The organism is Actinomadura sp. NAK00032 (assembly GCF_013364275.1).
Lineage (GTDB): Bacteria > Actinomycetota > Actinomycetes > Streptosporangiales > Streptosporangiaceae > Spirillospora.
Genome location: NZ_CP054932.1, coordinates 9,269,544 through 9,289,396 on the forward strand (window position 1 = coordinate 9,269,544; position 19,853 = coordinate 9,289,396).

Below are 19,853 nucleotides of genomic sequence, written 5' to 3' on the forward strand. Positions count from 1 at the left end.
CACAGGCCGGGGTAACGCCGCCGTAGGAGCTCCACGGCCTGGTCGAGATCGGTTTCTTCTGCCAGTGCACGGTTCCACGCAGCGGCAGGCGCCACAGAGAAGCCGCTGGGACGGAGGGCGTTTTCGCGGCACGTCATGACGTCACCTCCAGAGCGAACGCGGCAAGCGCGCTCGTCAGGTGATGGATGGCTCATGGGTGTCGTGCGGCCGGTGAATTCCGGGGGGAATCAGCCACCGACCGCACGACGGGCCGGCCGGGGGGACGGCCGGCAAAGGACGCGCACCATGGGGGTGCGGCGCGCGTCCCGGTCTCAGCGGTTGATCAAGGCCCAGGCGGCGTGGCCGTCGGCACAGTCGTACTGGCCTGTCTCGTCGGCGTAGGCATTCGCAAGGATCAGTCCGCGTCCGTGCTCGGCGGGATCGACTTCCTCGTCGGTCCGAGCGGGGACAGGGCCGTCATCCAACACCGTGAGGCGCGTCTGTCGGCGGCTGATGCAGAGTTCGGCCCCGATCCGGCCGCCGGGCCCTCCACTGGCCGAGTGCCACAGCGCGTTGGTGCCGTACTCGCTGACGATCAGTTCGAACGCCTCGGTCAGTTCCGCGTCGTCGGCCAGGAGCAGGCGAACCCAACGACGCAGCAAGGGCACCGCATCGGTCACGCCCGGGACGTCAACGCGCCAGAAGTGACCATCCCTGTCAGCTTCGCTGTTCCCTCCGTCGGCGGTGGCCTGGCACAGCGTTGGTGCCGTTGAGGCAACCGATGCGCCGTCCAGGTCCGGCATGACGGAAAGGGTGCTGCCACCCGTAGTGCCGAGTGTCTTGGAAGATCTCTCGGGGCTCTGGAGATGGGGCGCTGCCAGCGCCCTCGAAGCTATCCTCATCCATACCTCCCTTGGGAGTGAGGCCGCGCGACCGGGCGAGGGCTCCAATCCATAGCCCGGCCGCGCGGCGGTCTCTGATCAGCGACGACAGCCTCTGCGTCGACAAGATCAACGTCTGCTGAAGCAACGTCCGCCACATACTGTGACTCGCCGCACACCGTCAGTGTGCTGGGTGGCATACTCGTGTGCAACTGCTCTCGTGAAATTTCTCTTGAGATGGAAGAGGTGGCGCGGTGACCTCTCCGACGGTCCGACGCCGACAACTCGGCATGGAACTCCGTCAGTTGCGTGAGGCGGTAGGGCTCACGGGTGACCAGGTCACCGAGCGGCTGGGCTGGTATGGAGCGAAGGTCTCTCGGATCGAGAAGGGGCGGATTTCCGTCCCTTGGTCGGACGTCATGGACCTCCTTGATCTCTACGAGGTTCACGATCCCGCCACTCGTGAGGCACTCGTCCAGTTGGCCAAGGCGGCGCGGCAGAAGGAGTGGTGGCAGCCCTACAGCGACATGCTGAGCAAGAACGCCCGGACCTACATCGGCCTGGAGTCAGCGGCCGAGTCGCTACGGACGTACCAGCCCTCCTCCGTCCCGGGTCTCCTGCAGACCCCCGACTACGCGCGAGCGATCATCACCCGTGCTGGCCCGCTGACGCTGGGAGAGGACGAGATCGGACGCCGCCTCAGCCTTCGGCTGAAGAGACAAGCCGTCATCACTGAGGCAGGCGGCCTTCGGCTCTGGGCAGTGCTGGACGAGGCCGCGCTCTACCGCGAGATCGGAGGACTCGACGTCATGCACGAGCAGCTCATGCACCTGGTGGAGATGGCGCACCACCCGGGGGTCGACATCCAGGTCATGCCGTTCAGCGCAGGTCCACACGCCTCACTGAGCGGCATGATCGGAGTCTTCACCTTCCCCGGCCTGGATCCCGACGTCGCCTATGTCGACAGCGTCTCGGGCACCCTCTTTCTGGAACGTGCGGCCGATGTCCAGGCCACAACCACTGCATTCCAGCACCTCAGCGCGACCGCCCTCAGCCCTGCGGCATCTGTCGACCTGATCAAAGCCATCGCCCGTCGCCACCAGACCGGGTAGACAAGTAAGCATGATTCCGGATTTCAGCCAAGCTTCTTGGATCAAGAGCACGCGCAGCCAGCAGACGACGGATCAGTGCGTCGAGCTGGCCGGTGTCAGCGGCTACGCGGCCGTACGCGACTCCAAAGATCCGGAAGGTCCCAAGCTCGTCCTCGAAGGTCGAACCTGGCGGAATCTCCGGAATCAGATCAAGGCTGGGACTTTCGACCGGAGGTGAGCCGGCGCAGAGGGCCGCTTCCGAGCTCCCGCAAGCACTTGGGGTCCTTCCCCTGCAGCAGCGGAGGGACCATGCGGACTGTTACTCGTCCAGGTAGAGGAGGGCGGTGCTGGCCTTCTTGCAGACGTCGCAGTGCATGGGCGCTTCCTCGTACGCGAGGTCACGCTCAACGGTGGTCACGCGGTCGATGACGCTAGATGCCTCCTCGGCGACTCATGCATCGGCCCACCGGTAGGTGTCAAGTCAAACGGGACAGGGGCCAGTGATCGTTAGGCGGCCTGTTTCTCCTGGTCAGAGCTGCTCGGGTCGGTGGGGTCTTCGTCGGGTCGGTTGATCTGCGCGACTGTGGGGATCTTGGGCAGCGTGGGCGGCTGGGTGAACCGTCGCGGGTTGGCCGCGCGGAACGCTGCGATCGTGGCGGCTCGGTTGTGCTGGATCGCCTGTGCGGTGCCGATATGCATGGTGAACGGCGTGTGGAGCCCGATCCCGGCGTGGTAATGCCGGTGATTGTAGTAGTCGAAGAAATGGTGGCAGAACGTCTCGGCCTCGTCGAGCGAGGTGAACCTGGCAGGGAACACCGGGCAGTACTTCAAGGTTTTGAACTGCGCCTCGCTGTAGGGGTTGTCGTTGCTCACCTTCGGGCGGGAGTGGGACTTGATGATGTCCAGGTCTGCCAGTAGTGCCGTCACCGGCTTGGAGGTCATCGAGGTCCCGTTGTCGGAATGGATGGTGCCGGGCACGATCCCGCCGTTGGCGGCGAACGAGTTCTGCATGAACTGCTCGGCCAGCTCACCTGACTCGCGCAGGTGGATCTCCCAGTGCACGACGTAGCGGGAGAAGATGTCGAGCATCACATACAGGTCATAGAACTGGCGTGGCCCCGGACCTGGCAGTTTCGTGATATCCCAACTCCATATCTGGTTGGGGGCGTGCGCGGCCAGATACGGTTTGGTGCGCGCCTGGTGCCGGGCGTGGGCGCGCCGCTCCCGGACCTGGTCACGCCTGCGTAGTTCCCGGTACATCGTCGACACCGACGCCAGGTACACCCCCTCGTCCAGCAGCGCAGCCCACACCTGTCGGGGTGCCTTGTCGGCGAACCGGTCGCTGTTGAGCATCTCGACCAGTTCGGCCCGTTCGCTCTCGCTCAGCGCGTTCGGCGGCGCCGGCCGCTCCGCCGGCTCACTGTTTCCCGGCGCCGGGTTCCGCCGTCGGTAGAAACTGCTGCGCGGCACACCCGACAATGCGCACGCGAAGCGAATCGGCAGATGCTCGACCAGCAGGGAAAGGGTTTCGTGGCGGCAGCGGGTCACGAATTCTCGGTGTCCGCGCTCTCGGACATTGTTTCCAAGAGCGCGATACCTTTTCCCATGATGTCCAGGGCGGCCTCGGTCTGCTTGAGTTTTCTGGCCATGGCGGCGTTCTGCCGCTCCAGCCGCGCCTTCTCCTTGCGCAACTGCTCCAACTCGGCCTGCTCCGGCGTCTTCTCCTTCTTGGCGGCCGGGCGGCTCGTTCCCGCAGCGGTCAGTTCACCGGCGTCGCGCTGCCGGCGCCACAGTTGAACGCTGGACTCATAAAGTCCCTCACGGCGCAGCAGTGCGCCCTTGTCGCCATGCTCGGCCGCGTCGTACTCCTCGACCATCCGCAACTTGTAGGCGGCACTGAAGGTCCGCCGCTTGGGCCGGCCGGTCCGCGGCCCGTCACCGGAAGGAAGATCGTGGCTGGTCATCGTCACTCTGCTCAGTACCCGTTCTCGCCCTGTCTACATCAGCTAGGGAACTTCATCCCCTCGTGTCCCATCTGAGCCTGACACAGAGGGCACCGGCGTGCGTGGGCGGCGAAATCGTCGACATAGCGCGCAGTTGCCTCATAGAAGGCCCTCAAGGGTGAGGAGACTGCCGAACCAGACGGGCTGCAGGCGGCGTTGTCATCGGTGGTCGCATGTGATCGGGTGTTCCGGTGAGCATCGATCAGTTCTTCGGCTACGGGCCTGAGGCGCCGTTCGCCACCAATGAGGTGTTCACCAACCGGGAAGAGCAGATCGGTCGATGTCATCGCTGGCTGATCGAGCACTCCGCACGTGAGTGGCCTGTCCCGGCGCTGATGGACTTCCAGCGGCCCGCGGCCAACATCCTCGCGCTGGCTGGAGAGGGCGGCATCGGCAAGTCCACGCTGACGCGTCACGTCGCCGACCTCGCGGTTCAGGGAAAGTTGGACGGGCTTCCGAAGAACCGGGCGTGCGCCGTCCTGGATTTCGCGGACCCCGACACCTCCAGCTTCGAGTCTCTGCTGTTGCGCGTCCGGGCTGGGTTGGGACCGCTGGCGCGTAGCTGGCCGGCGTTCGACGTCGCGTTGGCCCTCTATTGGGAGCGCAAGCATCCGGGTGAGTCGCTCGCCGCCTTCCTCGGCAAGGGATCGGTGGACGGACGGCGGGCAGCGGATCAGGTGAGCGGGACCGTCGACCAGCTCCTCGGCGGGTTCGGCGCGATCAGCGTCACCTATCAGGTCTTGGACAAGCTCGGACGCACCGTTGCGCAGAAGGCCAAGCTGAAGTCACTGCGTAACGAGCTGCCCGCGCTCGACCCGATCCTTGATGAGCCCGACCCCGACCGGATGCTCGGCTACATGCCCGTTCTGCTGTCGGCCGACCTGGAACGCGCCCGCACCAAGAGGCCCGTACTCGCGGTGTGCGTTCTCGACACCCTGGAGATCGTCCAAGGGCTGCCGTCCGAGCGCGGCGGCCTGGAGGACCTGGTGTCGCGGTTGGTCTACCTGATGCCGAACGTGGCGTTCCTGGCGGCCAGCCGGTTGCCGCTGGGCTGGCACGACCCGGTCCGTGCCCTTGGACTGACCTACGGCGGCGCGCACCGCTGGCCCGATCTCGCCGGACCGGTCCAGCTCAGGCTGGACGGCTTCGATCCGGTGTCCGCGGACGAGTATCTGACGACCCGGCTGACCGTGGACGACCGCCCCGCGATCGACGAGGGGGTGCGGAACCGGATGATCGCCGGATCCGGCGGGTCACCGTTGTATCTGGACCTGTCGGCGAGCCTGTACGGGCAATACCTCGCGCGCGGCCAGACGCCACCCCCGGAGATGTTCGGACTCGGATTCCCCGAGCTGGTGCTGCGGACGATGAGGGACCTGTCGGAGACCGATCGTGACCTCCTGCGTGCCGCCGCGCTGCTCGAAGCGTTCGATGCCGACCTGCTGCAGGCGATGCTCCCGGGCATACGCCGCCGGCGCATCGAGGCCTTCACCTCCCGCCCGTTCGTCCGGCGCGAGGAGTCGGTGTGGCCTGCCTATCGGCTGCATGACAACCTGCGCCGCAGTGTCCTGGACTGCGACGCCCACACCCCCGACGGATGGACACTCGGCGAGCGCCGCGAACACCTGCAGCGCGCCATCAGCCACCTCGCGAAGGTCGCGCTGTCGATCTGGGACGAGGATGAGTCGGCCTCGCTGGCTGAGCGGAGCCGCCGGACCGTCGCCGCGTTCTTACTGCTGTTGCGTGCCGCGATCGAGCACGACGTACTGCCGCCAGTGCTGGCCGACCTCGCCTATAGCCTGAGCGTCGCCGGCCACTGGCAGGTCCTGGCGTCCCTACCCGCACCGGAAGCGATACCCGAGCTGACGCGCCTGTCCGCCGTCGCCCGGCTGACCACCCGCGGCGACCTCAACGCCGAGGACCGCTACCAAGCGATGCAGAGGCTGGTCGGTGAGCACGCAACGCCCGAGTCCACCGACCCATTCGCCGACTACTACCGCTGGGAGCTGGGCACCCGCGCCCACGTCGCCGGACACCTCAACGAAGCGATCGGTCACCTGTCGGCGATCACGCCCGACGGCTCGCTGATCGGCGCGAGCGCTCTGTTCGGCCTGGCCGACAACGCCCTTCGCCGCGGTGACTACCGGCAGGTCGCCGAACTGATGGACAAGGCCACCGACGAGGGCCTCGACCGCATCCGCGTCGCCGACATGCTCGGCCACACCTATATCCACAACGCCCGCTTCGCCGACGCCGCCCGTCTCTTCGAGACCACGCTGGAAGCCGCCCAAGCTGCGGGAACGCCTCTGTGGGAAGCCCGCGCCCTGCGCCACCTGGCCCTCGCACTGATGTGGTACGACCCCGACCGCACCCTCGCCCTCGTCCCCCGCGCCCGCGACCTCAACTCCTCCGTCGGGGAACTGATCGGTGTGGCCCAGTGCGACCTGGCCGCCTCCATGGCTCACGCCCTGCGCAGCGAGCATGCTCAGGCCACAGACCTCCTGGAAAGCGCAGCCCGCCAGTACGAAGACCTCGGCGCCACCGGGGAACTCACCCCCGCGGAAGCCATCCGGGTACTGCAATACGCCGCCGACGGACGCATCGACCAAGCCACGGCCATCGCCACGCGACTCGCCGCATCCTCCCAAGGCCTGCAACCCGAGTGCCTACCCGTCTGGGTCCAAGTGACCAGTTGGTGGGCCAGCATCCCTGCCCCACGGGATGCGGCCTTGCAATGGCTGGACAGCACCGACACCGCCCTACAGCGTTGGAAGGAGCCCCTAGACCGGCTTCGGCGCCAGCACCGTAGTGTGTGCGCACCGCTCGACGTGGCTGACCAAGAGGCGTTCATCCCCACCAACCGGCTACCCGGCGATGTCCTCGATCGCACTGTGCGGTCGGCGTCCGCCTCTCCGGCATTCGATGGGCCGCCCGTCCAGCAAGCCGACGACGACGGGATCATCAACGGGGAACGCACCATCATCAAACTCCAGCGCCGCGCCCACGAGCGACTGGAGACCGCTCTGCACCTGGAGCAACTCCGCACCGCGACCGGCATCCCGGCCCCGCAGCTCCTCGACTACGGCACCGCCCCTGGCGGCACCTGGTGGGCTGTCCTCGAACGGCTACCTGGAACACACAACGACCACCCGACATTCGAGCAGCAGCGCGCGCTGGGAAGCATGCTGCGCTCGTGGCACTCGCACAGCCCGGCCGCCGGCTTGCGGCTGGACGACCCCGGCGCGCTTGGCGTCTTACTCGGCTGGGCACGTCGCGCCGTCCCCCGCGCCTACCCCGTTCTCGCCCAACATCTCAGCGACGCCTGCGAAGCGATGCCAATGACGCCGATCCACGGGGATGTTGCCGTCGGCCATAACGCGCTGTTCGATGGCGACACCCTCACCGGCGTCCTGGACCCCGGCGCCGTCGAACAGGGCCCGCCGATGCTCGACCTGGCCTGGGCCCTTGCCGTAGACCTTCCACACGGCGGGTCGACCGAGCCACTCCTGGAGGGCTACGGCGAAGTCGATCGCGCGGCCCTGAACGCTCTACTTCCGCTCATGCTGTTGCGCCGCCTCGTCGACACCGTACCCCTGGGACTATTCGATACAGACGGCCAGTGGATAGCCCGTCATCTGCGCAACAACCATCCGGACCTACTGGCACTAGTGGAAGACGAGCTGAGCCTCTAAACCGCCAGGCCCAGCCGCACCGCCCATCGATACGGGATGTAGTTGTCCAGCACGTTGGCCGGCACCGACAACCGCTCACGAAGCTCAGGCTCGTCGTCACGCGCGTAGAAGCGGTTCAGACCGTCGAACAGCGTCAACTCATACCCCGCCGCCAGCACGCCCGGCTCCCATTCATGATGGCTGGGACGCGAGGTCAAGGGCACCGTCGCCTCGATCACGATCGCCCGCGGCCGCCACGCCGCCAGATCCGCCGAGGCCAATACCGACGCCTCAGCCCCCTCGACATCCACCTTCAACAGATCGAACCCTGGCTGCGCATACTCCGACAGCACCGTTTCCAGCCGCGTCACCTCGACGCGCAGCTCCTCACACCGCCATCCATCGGCAAGGTGCAACGCCAGCACATCCCGCTCCAGCGTGCTCAGGCCACCGCCACCGGTCTTCCCCGGCCCTGGAACGATCCGGAAGAAGCTCGCCGGACCGGGCCGCTCCCCGATCGCCACGTCCAGCGTCACATCACCCGGCCGGGCAGTCCGCAAGCTCTCGAAACGCTCGGGCAGCGGCTCAATGTTGACCCCGCGCCATCCGAGCCGATCCACCAAGTTCTTGGTCAGCGATCCCTGAACCGGGTTTCCGGCCCCAACATCCACGAAGAACCCACCAGACCGGTCGCCGAAGGCCCGCATCAGCACAACGTCCTCGGCGTTCCCGCCATACGCGACCAGATCGCACCCAGCGGGCAGGTTCGACCCCATACCGCCAACCGTACGACGTGCTCGCTCCCCCCACCGGGGAGGCGCAGCAAGAGGCTCTGAGTTACTCGGAGCACCGGCCGCTTGGCCAACCGTACCGATCCAAGCTTTTAAGTCGCTACCCGCCATCACGACCGGAGATGCCGCTATCCCTGAGGAGACAGTGGACTGATGCCCGAACAGGATCTGCATGCTCAGGCAATCTGGCGCCTATGCGGCAAGGCGGCTGAGCATCTCAAGCCAGTGAGAAGGCCCACGCCCGCTGTGGTGCGGGTGGCCGTCTCAGGCCACATCCCCGCTGTCCAGCCGCTGCGTACGCTCATGCTTCTACAGTCCGGGCACGCCAGCTAACGGACGAGCTCTCGTCATCTACCTTCGCGAGCAGGTCCTGGGATCACCAACACCCAGATCGCCGAATGGGCCGGCGTCACCTACCAGCGCGCACCGACTGGGACAACGGGCGCGCCCAGGGCGAACCCAGACACCACGAGGTCGTCACCCTCGGTCTTGCAGCCGAGAAGGAACACCTAAACCTAGACCTATGGACCCTGCTCCAGATCACCGGGTTCGAGTACATCGAATCCCCGCTGGTTGCGAAGCGCGACCATTGGATTAGGGAGTTGGCGAAGCTCACCCTTGAACTCCAAGACGCCGACTCCACCGACCTAACCCGGACTGTCGAAGCTGCACAAAGGGCGTTTCGGGCTAAGGGCGAGCCGAACGAGACGCAGAAGATGCTCGCCGAGCTAAGACGCAGAGAACGAGACGAGTAGACCCCGCAGGCCTTTACAAAACGCCGTTTACCGGGTCATCGTGGGTGGCTTTCACCCGATGCTCCCAATGCCCGGGACCGTCCATCAGCTCACCACCGGGCCTACCGCAACCGCACTCGTAGTCGTCGTGGTCGACGTCTCGAACCGGGTGGCCAGAACCTGAACCGGAGCTCCTCAACCCTCCCCTGCGTCACGCTAGGCCGCACAGTTTCGACCGCGAACCTGAGCGGCTCGTTCGGTGACGTTAGCAGAGGCAACGCGAGATCGGTCCACGACTCCCTGATACGAGCCTGTGCGTTGTCCCTGAGGACGTCTGCCTGTGAACTTCGACTTCAGGCCGTTCTTGTACTGACAGTGGCAGCGGAGGAGTTCCAGGTGCGTGCGCTTTGAATCCGGAACGGGAGCACCTGGCCGAGCGTTCTCAGTTGTCGTCTTCGGCAAGGGCAGGTGACGCTTCTGCGCTGACGGGCAACATCATCGGGTCGGTCAAACCACCTGGTTCAGCAAGCTCTCTGGTCAAAGCGCGCAACCAGTCGAGACTTGGCGTCGCCTTGCCGGTGATCTCCTGGCTTCGACTGCTGGCAGTTGCGAGCTGCCCAAGTCGTTCCTCCAGGGGCTTCCTCGCTCGGACTTCACGGACAGTGTCTCTGGTACCCAAGACGAACCCGCCCACGAACCCGACCACAGCGCCGTAAACGGCAAATTTTGCAATCGGCTGTCCCTCGGCGCTCGTGTCGTCACCCTCGCCCTCGGCTCCATCGACGCTGTCTTTGATTGCCTCGGCGGCGACAGGCGTGGCTGCCAGAGCGGCGCCGCTGCCTGCGCCGGCGACTGTCCCAAGGCCGACCTTCGCGCCGATCTCCTTTCCGGCGTGCTTCCAAAGCGGCAAGAACTGCGCGCGAATGTCTTCGTCAAGCCGACCGAGTTGCTTCAGCACGTCCTCGATCTCGGCCCGAAACCTGTCAATGGTCCTGGTGACCTGCGCGGCCCGGGTCGCAGCAACGTCGGGTTTCTCCTCGTGGCAGTCGAAGGCGACCTGAGCGTAACCGAACTGAACGGTTGCCGAATCGAGCCTTCCTGCAAGATGGAGATAGAGCACGACGTCCTTTACGGCGTCCGTACTCAGGACCTGCTCTGCCTGGCGTACGGAACCTTGAATCTGGTCCTCCAAGGTCTGCACCGCCGTCTTCAGATGCTGCATGCACTTGTGCCTCGCATCACCTAGGGTGTCTCGAGCCACCGAAATATCACTCTTGCGGATACCGTCCTTAGCATGGGCACGAAGCAGCTCCACTAGATCCTCGACCTGTTCGACCGCATGGTTGACCGCGCCTATCTGGTCGTCCTTTTGGTGTTTGTAGATCAGATCAACTTGCTGCCCGATTGCCTTGATATCCTGGGCCATCTCGGCGGCCTGAGCCTGAGCCGCCACAGCAGCGAGAACCAAGGCTCCACCCGACATGACGGCGACGCCCGTGCTTGGACGGATCCGCATCAACCGGGCGACCTGACCCCGGTCGCGGAGGTTCGCCTGAAGCCAACCTCCCTCTTCGCTGATTGCTGTGAAGCCGCGCTTGAACATCTCGCGATCTTCGGGGTGGAGTTCAACAAGAGCACCGGTCAAGCGCTTGGTCTCGATGACAGCACGAGCCACCGGGTCCATCTTCTGCAGCAGAGACTGCATCTCGCTAGTAGTGATGTTGGTGAGTCTCCGCCCCCATCGTGCGTACGGCGCCTCGTTCTGAGTAGCGAATACGACTGCACGGTCATCAGTAATCCGAACGACGATCTGGTCAGGCTCAATCCCGTCCAACTCGTCGCTCGTGCGCTCTTCAGGCAGGCGCACCACGGACGAATCCAGCGACGACGCTACCCCGTCATCGGAAGAACCTTCACCGACACCGGACGCACCCTCGCCTGTACTCGACATGCCATCGAGTCTAGGGAATCGGCCGCGATACGCGAGGGCCTTCGCCGAATCTTGATTCGCTGTACGGGGCAGGCCGCGCCCGCCGGGTGGTCACCGGGCGATGTCGGCTTGCCCTCAATTGGCCATACAGCCGTTGCAGACGGTCCAGACGATCGCCTGAACGCGGTGTAGGCGGTGATCGCTCCCATGATGCACAACGCCATGAAAGGCGGGATCCAGCCCAGCCAAACACATCCGAGCAGTCCGACGGCCAGCATGGCGGTGGCGGCGGACATGAAAAGGACGAGCAGCGCCTGGCACATCGTCTGGCAGGCCTCAGGTGACTCTTCTGCGGCGCCGACTGGGGTGGCCACCAGTTGTTCTGCCGTGCGGGCCAGGACGGGGTCGCCTTTGATCGCGGTGGTCAGCGTGTCCAGCTTGGTGCGTTCGTCCATGGACCTGAGCTCTGGAAAGGCGGGAACGAACGCCCTGGCCGCGGCCCCGGCCTTTTGTACCAGGGCCTGTGTCTGAGCGTCGGTGATACCGACAAGCTCGCCCAGCTCCCGGAAAAGGGGTCTCCTGCCGCGACTCGGGGTCGCGCGTCAACCTGGCTCGCAGCGCGGCGGCCTTGTCGGCGTACTCCTGGCGCTGAGCGGCATCCATGTTTCTGACGATGCCGGCCTGAGCGGCGGCAAGCTCCATCGCCGCGGCCACGAGCCGCTGGAAGTCCTGATGTCGCGAGATGCGGCTTGCGATATCCTCGACCACAGTTTCTCCAAAAGGTATTTCCCACCACAGATCCGCACCGATGGGTCGGCGGGACAACCAGCTGGAGCGGTCAGCGCGGTCAGGACAAGAACGTGTGAACGGCGACGCTCCTTGGGCCGAGGCGAAGACCGCGCTGCCACGAGCATGCGCCCTCCACGCCCGCAACGTCACCGCCCCGTGAGAATCCACATCCAGACACGCGTCCCCCACAAGGACTGCGTTCGTCCGGTCCCCTTCTTATGACGGGCCGGACCTGCATGCGCTTCGCCGGTGGCCAGAACGCGACCGACCTCGTGCCGCCCGGCGCGATGGCGGTGGGTCACTCCCCGCAGTCGCCCGGGACCGCGGCGGGCAGGGTCTCGCGGGCGATGCCCGCCAAATTGGCCAGGTCAGCATGGCTGGATTGGGTCCTACCACCAACTGGCGCCTGCCCGCGGTCCGCCTTGGCTGCGTCTCCCGCCCCCAACCGAATCCCGCAGCCGCTGGCGTTGCTCGGTCTCGGCGTTGCGTACTGCCGTGGCCCGCGCCGATTGGCCCAGACCGCCACGTCGCACATCGTCTGGGCCGCGGTCATGCTGATGATCCGCCGGCTGGCTCGTGGCCGGTCCGCGGAGAGGGGGCTCCCGCTCACTGCGAGCCTGCTGCCAGCGCGCGAACATGGGGCCACTTTTCGCGAGCAGCCCGAGCGCTTGTCGTCGACGGCGAATGTGGTCGCCCGGTGATCGGGCCGCCCCTCGCTGGCTCGCATGCGTCATCGGCATCGCCGGCTCGCTTCGCTCCTGACCAACCCCGCGACACGCGCTCATCGGCAGGAGGGCGGCGTTTGGTCCTGAGATGGGGTTTCAAGATCGCTGGCAATCATCCGACTGGCGGCACGAGCGGACTTTGACGCCTGGTTTAGACAGAACGTCCGTAAGGGCGGCTTGGTCGGGTTCGCGATGAAACACTCTGATACGTGACAGACGACTCACCAGTGTTGACGCGCCACGGCCATGGAGTGGTGTCCGTCTTCGACCTGCTGGGCCTAAGCGAGAACGACTTGACGTCGGCTCTGGCCTTCGCACTTGCGCGTTGCCCGGGCTTGCTCCACCGGCTGGTGCTACGGATACGGCCCGGAGTCGGCGCGAACGTCGCCTCGCTGCGGCTAGAAGCAAGACACGAGCTCGGCCGGACCGATCTGGAGATCGACTGTGGCTCAGAACTGATCGTCTTTGAAGCCAAACGAGGTTGGCTACTGCCCGATCAGACACAGCTGAGCGCCTACGCGCCGCGAGTCATCGAACGTGGCGGCGGAATGCTCGTAAGCCTGTCGGACGCGAGCGTGACCTGGGCGAAACAGATACTTCCGGACACGATCGAAGGCGTTCCGCTCCTGCACTTGCCATGGGCACTGATCCGCGAGGACCTTGATGCGGCACGCCACGAGGCGCACGGCCATCAGCGGCTGTGGTTGGACGAACTTCACAGCTTCCTTAGGAGAGCGATCAAAGTGCTTGACCCTGCCGACGCCTGGACCTACTGCGTGGCTATCAGCACCAGCCGCCCAGGCGATGGCGGGCTGCGCACCTACCGAGACTTCGTCGTCGACGAAGGCGTCTACTTCCATCCCTACGGGTGGGGCAGCGGTTGGCCCAAGACGGCACCGAACTTCCTGGCATTCCGGTGGGACGCGCACGTACAGCAGGTCAACCGGGTCCAGCACTACGAGATCGCACCGAACCTGCAAACCCACTGGCCCGATATTCCCGCCACACCGGACACCACCCAACCCGTGGCTATCTACCGACTCGGCCCCGCACTGCCGGGCATGCCCATTCCAACCGGCAAGCAGTACCGTGCCAGCCGGCTCTGGGTCCTTCTAGATCAACTACTCACCAGCCCCAGCCTGGCCGAAGCGCTGGAGGGCACCAAGTCCCTCAGTACACCGTGACCACAACAGGCCCCACCGCGGCGAATGTCTGCGTTCGCCGGACCGCTCGATCAGGGGGCCATAGCTTGTGTGAGAGGAGCGGTTGGACCGGCGATATCGCACCTGGGTCGAGCATCTGCGGCGGCGTAGGCCGGTGTTCCACTCAGAAGCCGACTTTGAGCATGCACTGGCGTGGTCAGCCCACAGTCGGGCCCGTCCCTACGTGTACGCCTGGAAACCAGAACCGCCCCCGGCATGCGCCTAGGCCTAATGCTGTCCGATCCGAACCTCAATTGACATCATCTGAGAATCGGTAAGGTCAGGAAGGGATTGCTGATGGACAGAAAGGTCGTAACGCTGCCGAACATACCGGGAGCGGGCAACGAACTGGAAGACTATATTGCTGCACTATTTCAAGCATCGGGTCATTTTGTAGAGAAGCAGATTGTGGAGTCCGATCCGGCTGACGTCCTTGAGCTCGACATCTTCACTACTGATTATAGTTCGGATGAGCTCTTGCATCGGCTCATCGAAGTTAAGGGCGGTAATTGGGGGTACAACGATCTATTTAAGGTGATCGGCTGGATGAGATATTTGGAGCTCAAGCGCGGCGCCTTCTTTGTCACCAAGTGGGGCGATCGTGAGACCGCGCCGAGACGTATGGCGCCTCTCGGTCTGGATGTCGTCTGTTTTGACGACTTCAGCTCTGCGCCACAGCATTTTGAGAGCAATGGCTTCGGGTCCTTTATCGAACCTGACCTCATTGGGCTCTGGCGGCACTCGTATAGTGTTGAGCGCAAGCTAGTCAAGACCATCATTGCTCATGCTAAGGCTGGAGCTGAAGGGGCCGTGGAGGCGAAGAAGTACTATCGCCTAGTCAATGGCGGAACCTTTTTCGCCAGGGCGCCAGAAGAATCCCTGGCAATGCTTTATGAGGCATACCGGGACCATCCAAAGCTAACGCTGGGCTATGCGCTCGAACTCGACGGCGGGGCCTTCGACCCGCATACGCCGTCGACCGAGAGCGTCAGTTACAGGGCGGCTCTGCGGGAGGGGAGATACCCAGAGTTGCAGGCGTGCATGTACTTCGAGCATCGTGCCCGGCTCACGATCCTTAAGGCCTCTGTAGACTACGCACTCGCCAACCCGGATGGCCCACCGCCACTGATACACGATGACGGAAAATGGATATTCCGGGGTTTGACCTATCACACACTTCCGGCTTCGCTCCATGAGGGCATCGACTGGCTACGGGAGCAGCCCAATTTTAGACGCTACGCAACCTTCTGGCAGCAATTTCTATGGGGATGGGGAGGATTCTACCTAAAGGACAGACAGAACGAGGAGTTTGCATGGATGTCGAAATACTCGGGCATTCCTATCGAGGAGATACCGACGGCACTTGAAGCGTTCGACCGTTTCTTTCCAGGACAGGGCGACTGGTTCGTCACCCCCGGATGGACCGATCTCCATGTCGTCAAGATGGTACCGATAGTGTTTCAGGGAATCGGCGCTCACCACCGGCGCGTTCAATACGGCCTCGAAGGTAACTTGCGCACGCTGAATGCAAGTGCTCCCTACACACATAAAGACCTTGCCAATCGCATCAACTGTACTGTCGATTTCCTGCTCTCCTAAGGAGCTTTGTCGCCTTCGTTTGGGCTTGTGTCATCACTTGGAGGCAGTCCGCTTGCCAGAAGGAACGGGTTGGCGTGGTAAGGAGCGCACATGTCTTCCCGCGTTGTCACCAGCGGCCTGGATGTCCGATGGTGATCGGCGCGTGGCAGCGTTGATCGCTACCAGTACCCGAACCCTGCACATCGAGTACTTCTCCACAATCTGGGCTCGACTACTCGGCGCTGTCTGTAGCCGCAAGCGTCCGCTCGTCGGCATGTCAGTGCATTGATGCACAGCACGCGTGATCGGTGCTACGCACCATGCCTTGCCGGGGCGACTGTCGCGGCTATCGAGGACTTGACCTGCTCCGGGTTCTGGCGAGGGCCTCCAGGGCCGTTTCGTCGGCGTCGGGGAGGGTGTGTAGGTAGCGCTCGGTGGTGGCGATGGAGGCGTGGCCGAGGCGTTCTTTGACTATCTGGAGGTCGGCGCCGCCGTTGAGGAGCCAGGAGGCGTGGGCGTGGCGTAGGTCGCGCATGGTCGGTCTGAAGTCGAGTCCGGCGGCGGCGATGGCCGGGTACCAGATATTGCGGCGGAACCAGTCGTTGGGGATGTGGCCGTCCGTCATGCGCGTGCGGAGGGGACGCGGGTTGTCCTTGCCTTTGGAGCGGCGGGCGGCTCGGTAGAGAGCGAAGGCTCCGCGGCAGTAGTCGCAGCGGCATCTGCCGGCGGTGTAGGCGCTGAGGGTGCCATGGTTGTAGGTACGGCCCTTGTCGTTGGGTTCGGTGCGGCCGAGGGTGGCCGGGTCAGGGATCTCGGTGATGCGGGCCCGGGGCTTGTCTTGGGGCGGCATGTGGAAGAGGAGGTCGTCCTGGGTAAGGCGCGCCGTCCTGATGTGGTCTTCGAGCTTCTCGGCCATCTGGGCGCTGAGCTTGAAGCGGCGGTACTCCTTGTCCTTCGGATAGTCCTTGACCAGAAAGTGGCCGCCGTCCGGGTGGAACTTCGGGTTGAGCTCCACGACCGTGCGGCTGACCGTGAGGATGCGGGTTCTGAGGTTGAGGTCCTTGGGACGCAACTCGCTGAGTTCGCCCCAGCGGAGGCCGCTCTCGATCTCGGTTTCGGTGAGGAGACGGAAGGTCCCCTCGGGGAGCGCGTGGTAGATGTCGTCGAACTGCTCGGGCGTGACGATCTTGAGCGGCTTGCGGACGACGGGCGGGGCCTTCACGCCGCGGCAAGGGTGGAGGAACGTGGCCTGGTCCTCGAGCGCCGTGGTGAAGATGGCACTGAGGATGATTTTGGTGCAGCGGATGGTCACGGGCGTCATGCCCTGCTTCTTGAGCTTGGCGATCCAGGCGCGGACATGCTCGGGAAGGATGTCGACCATCCGCATACGGCCGAACTCCGGCATGATGTGCTTGTAGATTGTGTAGGTGTACCCCGATCGGGTGCTGGCCTCCATTTCATGGTTCGGGAGCCAGGTGTCCTCGACGTAGTCTTTGAAGCGCTGCCTTCCGCGTGCGGGTTCTCCGGTTCTGCCTTCGGAGACCTTCACTTCGGCGCGTTGCCATGCTTTTTCTGCTTCCTTCTTGCTCGCGTAGGTTCCGGCCGATCTCCGCTGGCCCCGGATGTCGTCATAGTAGGCCGTGTAGCGAGGCTTACCGTCCTTGCCCACTCTCTTGCGTGTCTGCCCCATGGGCTCCCCACCTCCCAGGCTTGATCATCTGACCCTCATTTGACCCCGGACTATGAATGACGGCGGGATCCTAGCCATCACTCACTGACAACGAGGCAGGCCATCTACCTGGGACTTTACCGTGAAACGACGTTGATCACGCGTCCAGGTATTTGCGTGATCATCGGTTCGGGACGAGAAAGTCGTGGGTTCAGAATCAGCTAGTCCGGCAACACTTCCAAAGCCCGGAGACTAAGCCTTAATTAAGAAGACCGGTTATCGAAATTCCCCCAATCCGGCATACTTCAAGAGCGCACTCCGCCTCGCCGTCCGCACCTTCGTGAAAAACCTCCTGGTCTCCGGCAACACGTTTCAACGCTCCGCGCTCCTGGCCACCTCTGCGGGATCTATCCACCCAAGCCGTCCATTTTGAGTTGCGCGCCCCTGACGCCAGGCGGGCTGATCCGTCTCGGAGATCCCCTTTCCAGAACGAACTCCAGCGCCCCCAACTGGCCCGGAACAGGGATGCTCCAGGCGCGAGATCCTCTCGACCGCCATAGGGCGCGCTCGCGCAAGAGGTTGCGGACTACCTGTGACCGGCCGGTTGGGGATAAGACAGTCCCGGTGTGCGAGCTCCCGAACGATGACGCCGTCGGCAACGCGTGGACTGCAGGACCACACTGCAAGTCGCTACTTCCGACCCGATGGCCATGGCCAGCACACAAAGTTGTCGAAACCCTCGCAGGCCGAAGATGTACGCGACGTTGTCGTGCCGGTGCCTCGGCGCGGGTGTTGTCGAGCAGTCGGCGCTTCGTCGTGCGGGACGCGCTGGTTACATCTTCGTTCTACCCGAAGTAGATGTTCGCCATATGCTTAAAAATGGTGAATCATGGTCGCTTTCGATCAGGGGAAATTCATTGACAGCAATTCGCTTGCGCTGCGAGCATTGCTGTTCTTGACGGGGGTCTTGGTTCGGCAATTGCTTGGAGGTAGTGCATGGGACAGCAGCATCGGGGGGCCGTCGCGGGTCTGCGGCGGAAGCTGGTCGTCGTGGGGGCCGTCGCCGTCATGGGTGTCGCCGGCAACGCGGCGGTGGCGGAGGCGGCGGCGACGCCCGCCGACCCGGTACCGGGTAAGTCCAGCGTCGACTTCTCGACCCATTCCAAGGCTCAGAGCGCCAGGGTCATCCACTGCGAGATTCGGTTCATCGGGGCCCATGGGGGCATCCCGCACAAGTCCGGTCACGTGCACGGCACCATCAACGTCCGGACGGGCGTGACCTGCAGTCAGCCGATCCGGATGATCCGCGGGAAGGTCGGCCTCTTCAGCAACCGGGGGAGCAAGATCAAGGCGTTCGGCAGCACCGGGGCACGTACGGCCAAGGGCAACGCGGCGCTCGTCTGCAGGACCGGCAGGTACCACGGCGAAGCGGTCGCCACGCTCTACGCGCCGCCCGGATACTCCCCCAGGGTCGTCACCGTCGGGAAGAAGACCCCGACGGTTTCCATCCACTGCTGACGCGAATCACCGGTTGACTTCGTCGGTGTCCGCCCACACCGGGTCGGTCACATCCACCGGGACGGCTTCCAGGCGCTCGTCCGCCAGTATCTCGGTGATGAGCGCCGCGGTCCCTCCGAGGTAGGTGGAGTCCAGATCCGTTTCCGAGGTGACGCACCAGGCTCGGTCGTCGGGCCAGAACAGGTCGGGTGACTGCGGAAAGAGCGGCATCGCGAGTTCCCCGGCAGCGTCTAGAGGGCCCTCGAGTAGGAGGTATGCGCGTTCCGACAACTCCACTCGAGGGCCTTCGGCGATCTCTGGCGGGATCTCCGGCGGAAGCACGTCGGGCTCCCACTCCGCGCTTAGGTCCGGGTCTGAGTCCGCCGTGAATGTGGCGGTCGCCCCTTCCTCAGCCGGTTCGTACACGTCCGAGACGCAGAACCAGCAGTGACCAGGTGATCTGGTGTGCCTGGCGAGGACGTCGCACAGTGCGGTCAAGAGCGCCGGAGTCAGTGTCCCTGGGTCGGGCTCCTCCACCCATGGCCGTACGGTGTCCGAACGTGGTATGGGGCCGGCCAGTGCCTGGAACTGCACGCGCGGGTGCACCGACCCGCCCGACCACGCGGCCACCTGTGCCCACGTCACGGGGCTACGGTCGGCCGCGTAGGCCGGATGCAGAATTCGGGCGTAGGCCTCGAAGCCGTGCGGTACCAGACCGCCCACCCCGGACCCGAACGGTCCGACACCTGCGACCACCCAATCGGCCGGCCGCACGTCACCGCACGGAGAAAGCCGTGAACGCCGAGCCATCACCTTGGCCTCCGATCAAGCATCTCCCCGACCCCCCGATCGCACAGTACCCATGCGCGCGCAGCTCCTACCAGCAACGACGCCGTCAGGGTCTCGCAGGCTTCGCCGGCGTAAGAGCTCGCATCGAACTCGGCCAACTCGCCTGCCGCTATGGGAGCGGCATGCAGCGTGACCGCCGAGGGACCTAGCGATTCTCCGCAGGGATTTCGAACCGGATGAAGGAGGACTCTGCGGCGCCGACGGGTTTCAGGCTGACCGAAACGTAGACCGGTTCGTCCTCTCCTTTCCGGAGTTGCCAGAGTGCGAACTGGTCCATCTCGGTGTCAGCGAAGCGTCGCAGCAGGCGCAGCATGCCTTGAAACTCCTCGTCGGACAGCCGATCCTCAAGCGCATCCACACGGATCACGCTATCGCTCACGATGGGAGCAAGAAGAAGGTCGGTTCACGGATCACGTCCGATGCTGACGACTTACCCGTGGCACACATCCTTCGCGCTCCTTGGC

General features: G+C 64.4%; 16 protein-coding genes. 7 read left to right on the plus strand and 9 right to left on the minus strand.

The features are described 5' to 3' along the window. Positions 1-311: 311 nt before the first annotated feature. Positions 312-782: an ATP-binding protein gene (locus HUT06_RS42785; RefSeq protein WP_176200912.1), complete on the minus strand. Its 471-nt coding sequence runs from the start codon at positions 780-782 to the stop codon at positions 312-314. Positions 783-1,114: 332 nt separating this feature from the next. Between HUT06_RS42785 and HUT06_RS42790 the strand changes: the two genes are divergently transcribed. Both HUT06_RS42790 and HUT06_RS42795 read left to right on the plus strand, forming a co-directional pair. Beyond that, a complete protein-coding gene (locus HUT06_RS42790; protein WP_176200913.1) occupies positions 1,115-1,972 on the plus strand; it encodes a helix-turn-helix transcriptional regulator in 858 nt (285 codons plus the stop codon). A 10-nt stretch (positions 1,973-1,982) separates the two neighbouring features. Then, positions 1,983-2,189 carry a DUF397 domain-containing protein gene (locus tag HUT06_RS42795; RefSeq protein ID WP_176200914.1) on the plus strand — a complete coding sequence of 69 codons (207 nt, stop codon included), beginning with the start codon at positions 1,983-1,985 and terminating at the stop codon, positions 2,187-2,189. Positions 2,190-2,458: 269 nt separating this feature from the next. On the opposite strand, the gene HUT06_RS42800 is transcribed toward HUT06_RS42795, so the two are convergent. Beyond that, positions 2,459-3,499: an IS3 family transposase gene (locus HUT06_RS42800; RefSeq protein ID WP_176195100.1), complete on the minus strand. Its 1,041-nt coding sequence runs from the start codon at positions 3,497-3,499 to the stop codon at positions 2,459-2,461. Then, positions 3,496-3,915, minus strand: a complete 420-nt coding sequence (locus HUT06_RS44225; protein WP_217711149.1) for a transposase — start codon at positions 3,913-3,915, stop codon at positions 3,496-3,498. Before HUT06_RS44225 ends, HUT06_RS42800 begins: the two co-directional genes overlap by 4 nt. 230 nt (positions 3,916-4,145) lie before the next feature. Here HUT06_RS44225 and HUT06_RS42810 point away from each other — a divergent pair, with 230 nt between their 5' ends. Continuing rightward, on the plus strand, positions 4,146-7,646 hold the full coding sequence (locus HUT06_RS42810; RefSeq protein ID WP_176200915.1) for an aminoglycoside phosphotransferase family protein: 3,501 nt from the start codon (positions 4,146-4,148) through the stop codon (positions 7,644-7,646). On the opposite strand, the gene HUT06_RS42815 is transcribed toward HUT06_RS42810, so the two are convergent. Continuing rightward, the gene (locus HUT06_RS42815) at positions 7,643-8,401 is read right to left on the minus strand and encodes an FkbM family methyltransferase (protein ID WP_176200916.1); all 759 of its coding nucleotides are present in this window, start codon (positions 8,399-8,401) and stop codon (positions 7,643-7,645) included. The two genes, HUT06_RS42810 and HUT06_RS42815, sit on opposite strands and share 4 nt — an antisense overlap. A 413-nt stretch (positions 8,402-8,814) precedes the next feature. Between HUT06_RS42815 and HUT06_RS42820 the strand changes: the two genes are divergently transcribed. Beyond that, positions 8,815-9,171, plus strand: a complete 357-nt coding sequence (locus HUT06_RS42820) for a hypothetical protein (protein WP_176200917.1) — start codon at positions 8,815-8,817, stop codon at positions 9,169-9,171. A 421-nt stretch (positions 9,172-9,592) separates the two neighbouring features. On the opposite strand, the gene HUT06_RS42825 is transcribed toward HUT06_RS42820, so the two are convergent. Together HUT06_RS42825 and HUT06_RS42830 are read right to left on the minus strand one after the other, a co-directional pair. Continuing rightward, a complete protein-coding gene (locus HUT06_RS42825; protein ID WP_176200918.1) occupies positions 9,593-11,101 on the minus strand; it encodes a hypothetical protein in 1,509 nt (502 codons plus the stop codon). Beyond that, on the minus strand, positions 11,041-11,535 hold the full coding sequence (locus HUT06_RS42830) for a hypothetical protein (RefSeq protein ID WP_176200919.1): 495 nt from the start codon (positions 11,533-11,535) through the stop codon (positions 11,041-11,043). Before HUT06_RS42830 ends, HUT06_RS42825 begins: the two co-directional genes overlap by 61 nt. A 1,313-nt stretch (positions 11,536-12,848) precedes the next feature. On the opposite strand from HUT06_RS42830, the gene HUT06_RS42835 reads away from it, so the two are divergent. Then, complete coding sequence (locus tag HUT06_RS42835) at positions 12,849-13,778, plus strand: hypothetical protein (RefSeq protein ID WP_176200920.1); 930 nt, start codon at positions 12,849-12,851, stop codon at positions 13,776-13,778. Between the two features lie 315 nt (positions 13,779-14,093). Next, positions 14,094-15,395, plus strand: coding sequence for a hypothetical protein (locus HUT06_RS42840; RefSeq protein WP_176200921.1), 1,302 nt, complete (start codon positions 14,094-14,096; stop codon positions 15,393-15,395). Between the two features lie 325 nt (positions 15,396-15,720). Here the strand turns inward: HUT06_RS42840 and HUT06_RS42845 are convergent, their stop codons facing one another. Next, on the minus strand, positions 15,721-17,064 hold the full coding sequence (locus HUT06_RS42845; protein ID WP_176200922.1) for a site-specific integrase: 1,344 nt from the start codon (positions 17,062-17,064) through the stop codon (positions 15,721-15,723). Positions 17,065-18,039: 975 nt separating this feature from the next. Between HUT06_RS42845 and HUT06_RS42850 the strand changes: the two genes are divergently transcribed. Continuing rightward, positions 18,040-18,561, plus strand: a complete 522-nt coding sequence (locus HUT06_RS42850) for a hypothetical protein (RefSeq protein WP_176200923.1) — start codon at positions 18,040-18,042, stop codon at positions 18,559-18,561. Positions 18,562-18,567: 6 nt separating this feature from the next. Here the strand turns inward: HUT06_RS42850 and HUT06_RS42855 are convergent, their stop codons facing one another. Both HUT06_RS42855 and HUT06_RS42860 read right to left on the minus strand, forming a co-directional pair. Then, on the minus strand, positions 18,568-19,077 hold the full coding sequence (locus HUT06_RS42855; RefSeq protein WP_217711668.1) for a hypothetical protein: 510 nt from the start codon (positions 19,075-19,077) through the stop codon (positions 18,568-18,570). A gap of 457 nt (positions 19,078-19,534) precedes the next feature. Next, on the minus strand, positions 19,535-19,768 hold the full coding sequence (locus HUT06_RS42860) for a hypothetical protein (RefSeq protein WP_176200925.1): 234 nt from the start codon (positions 19,766-19,768) through the stop codon (positions 19,535-19,537). Positions 19,769-19,853: the final 85 nt, after the last annotated feature.

Bases quoted from the DNA above. Each gene is read 5' to 3' on its own strand.
- HUT06_RS42785 (WP_176200912.1), bottom strand. From the start codon at position 782: ATGCCGGACCTGGACGGCGCATCGGTTGCCTCAACGGCACCAACGCTG.
- HUT06_RS42795 (WP_176200914.1), top strand. From the start codon at position 1,983: ATGATTCCGGATTTCAGCCAAGCTTCTTGGATCAAGAGCACGCGCAGC.
- HUT06_RS44225 (WP_217711149.1), bottom strand. From the start codon at position 3,915: ATGACCAGCCACGATCTTCCTTCCGGTGACGGGCCGCGGACCGGCCGG.
- HUT06_RS42815 (WP_176200916.1), bottom strand. From the start codon at position 8,401: ATGGGGTCGAACCTGCCCGCTGGGTGCGATCTGGTCGCGTATGGCGGG.
- HUT06_RS42820 (WP_176200917.1), top strand. From the start codon at position 8,815: ATGGGCCGGCGTCACCTACCAGCGCGCACCGACTGGGACAACGGGCGC.
- HUT06_RS42825 (WP_176200918.1), bottom strand. From the start codon at position 11,101: ATGTCGAGTACAGGCGAGGGTGCGTCCGGTGTCGGTGAAGGTTCTTCC.
- HUT06_RS42830 (WP_176200919.1), bottom strand. From the start codon at position 11,535: ATGGACGAACGCACCAAGCTGGACACGCTGACCACCGCGATCAAAGGC.
- HUT06_RS42840 (WP_176200921.1), top strand. From the start codon at position 14,094: ATGGACAGAAAGGTCGTAACGCTGCCGAACATACCGGGAGCGGGCAAC.
- HUT06_RS42845 (WP_176200922.1), bottom strand. From the start codon at position 17,064: ATGGGGCAGACACGCAAGAGAGTGGGCAAGGACGGTAAGCCTCGCTAC.
- HUT06_RS42850 (WP_176200923.1), top strand. From the start codon at position 18,040: ATGGGACAGCAGCATCGGGGGGCCGTCGCGGGTCTGCGGCGGAAGCTG.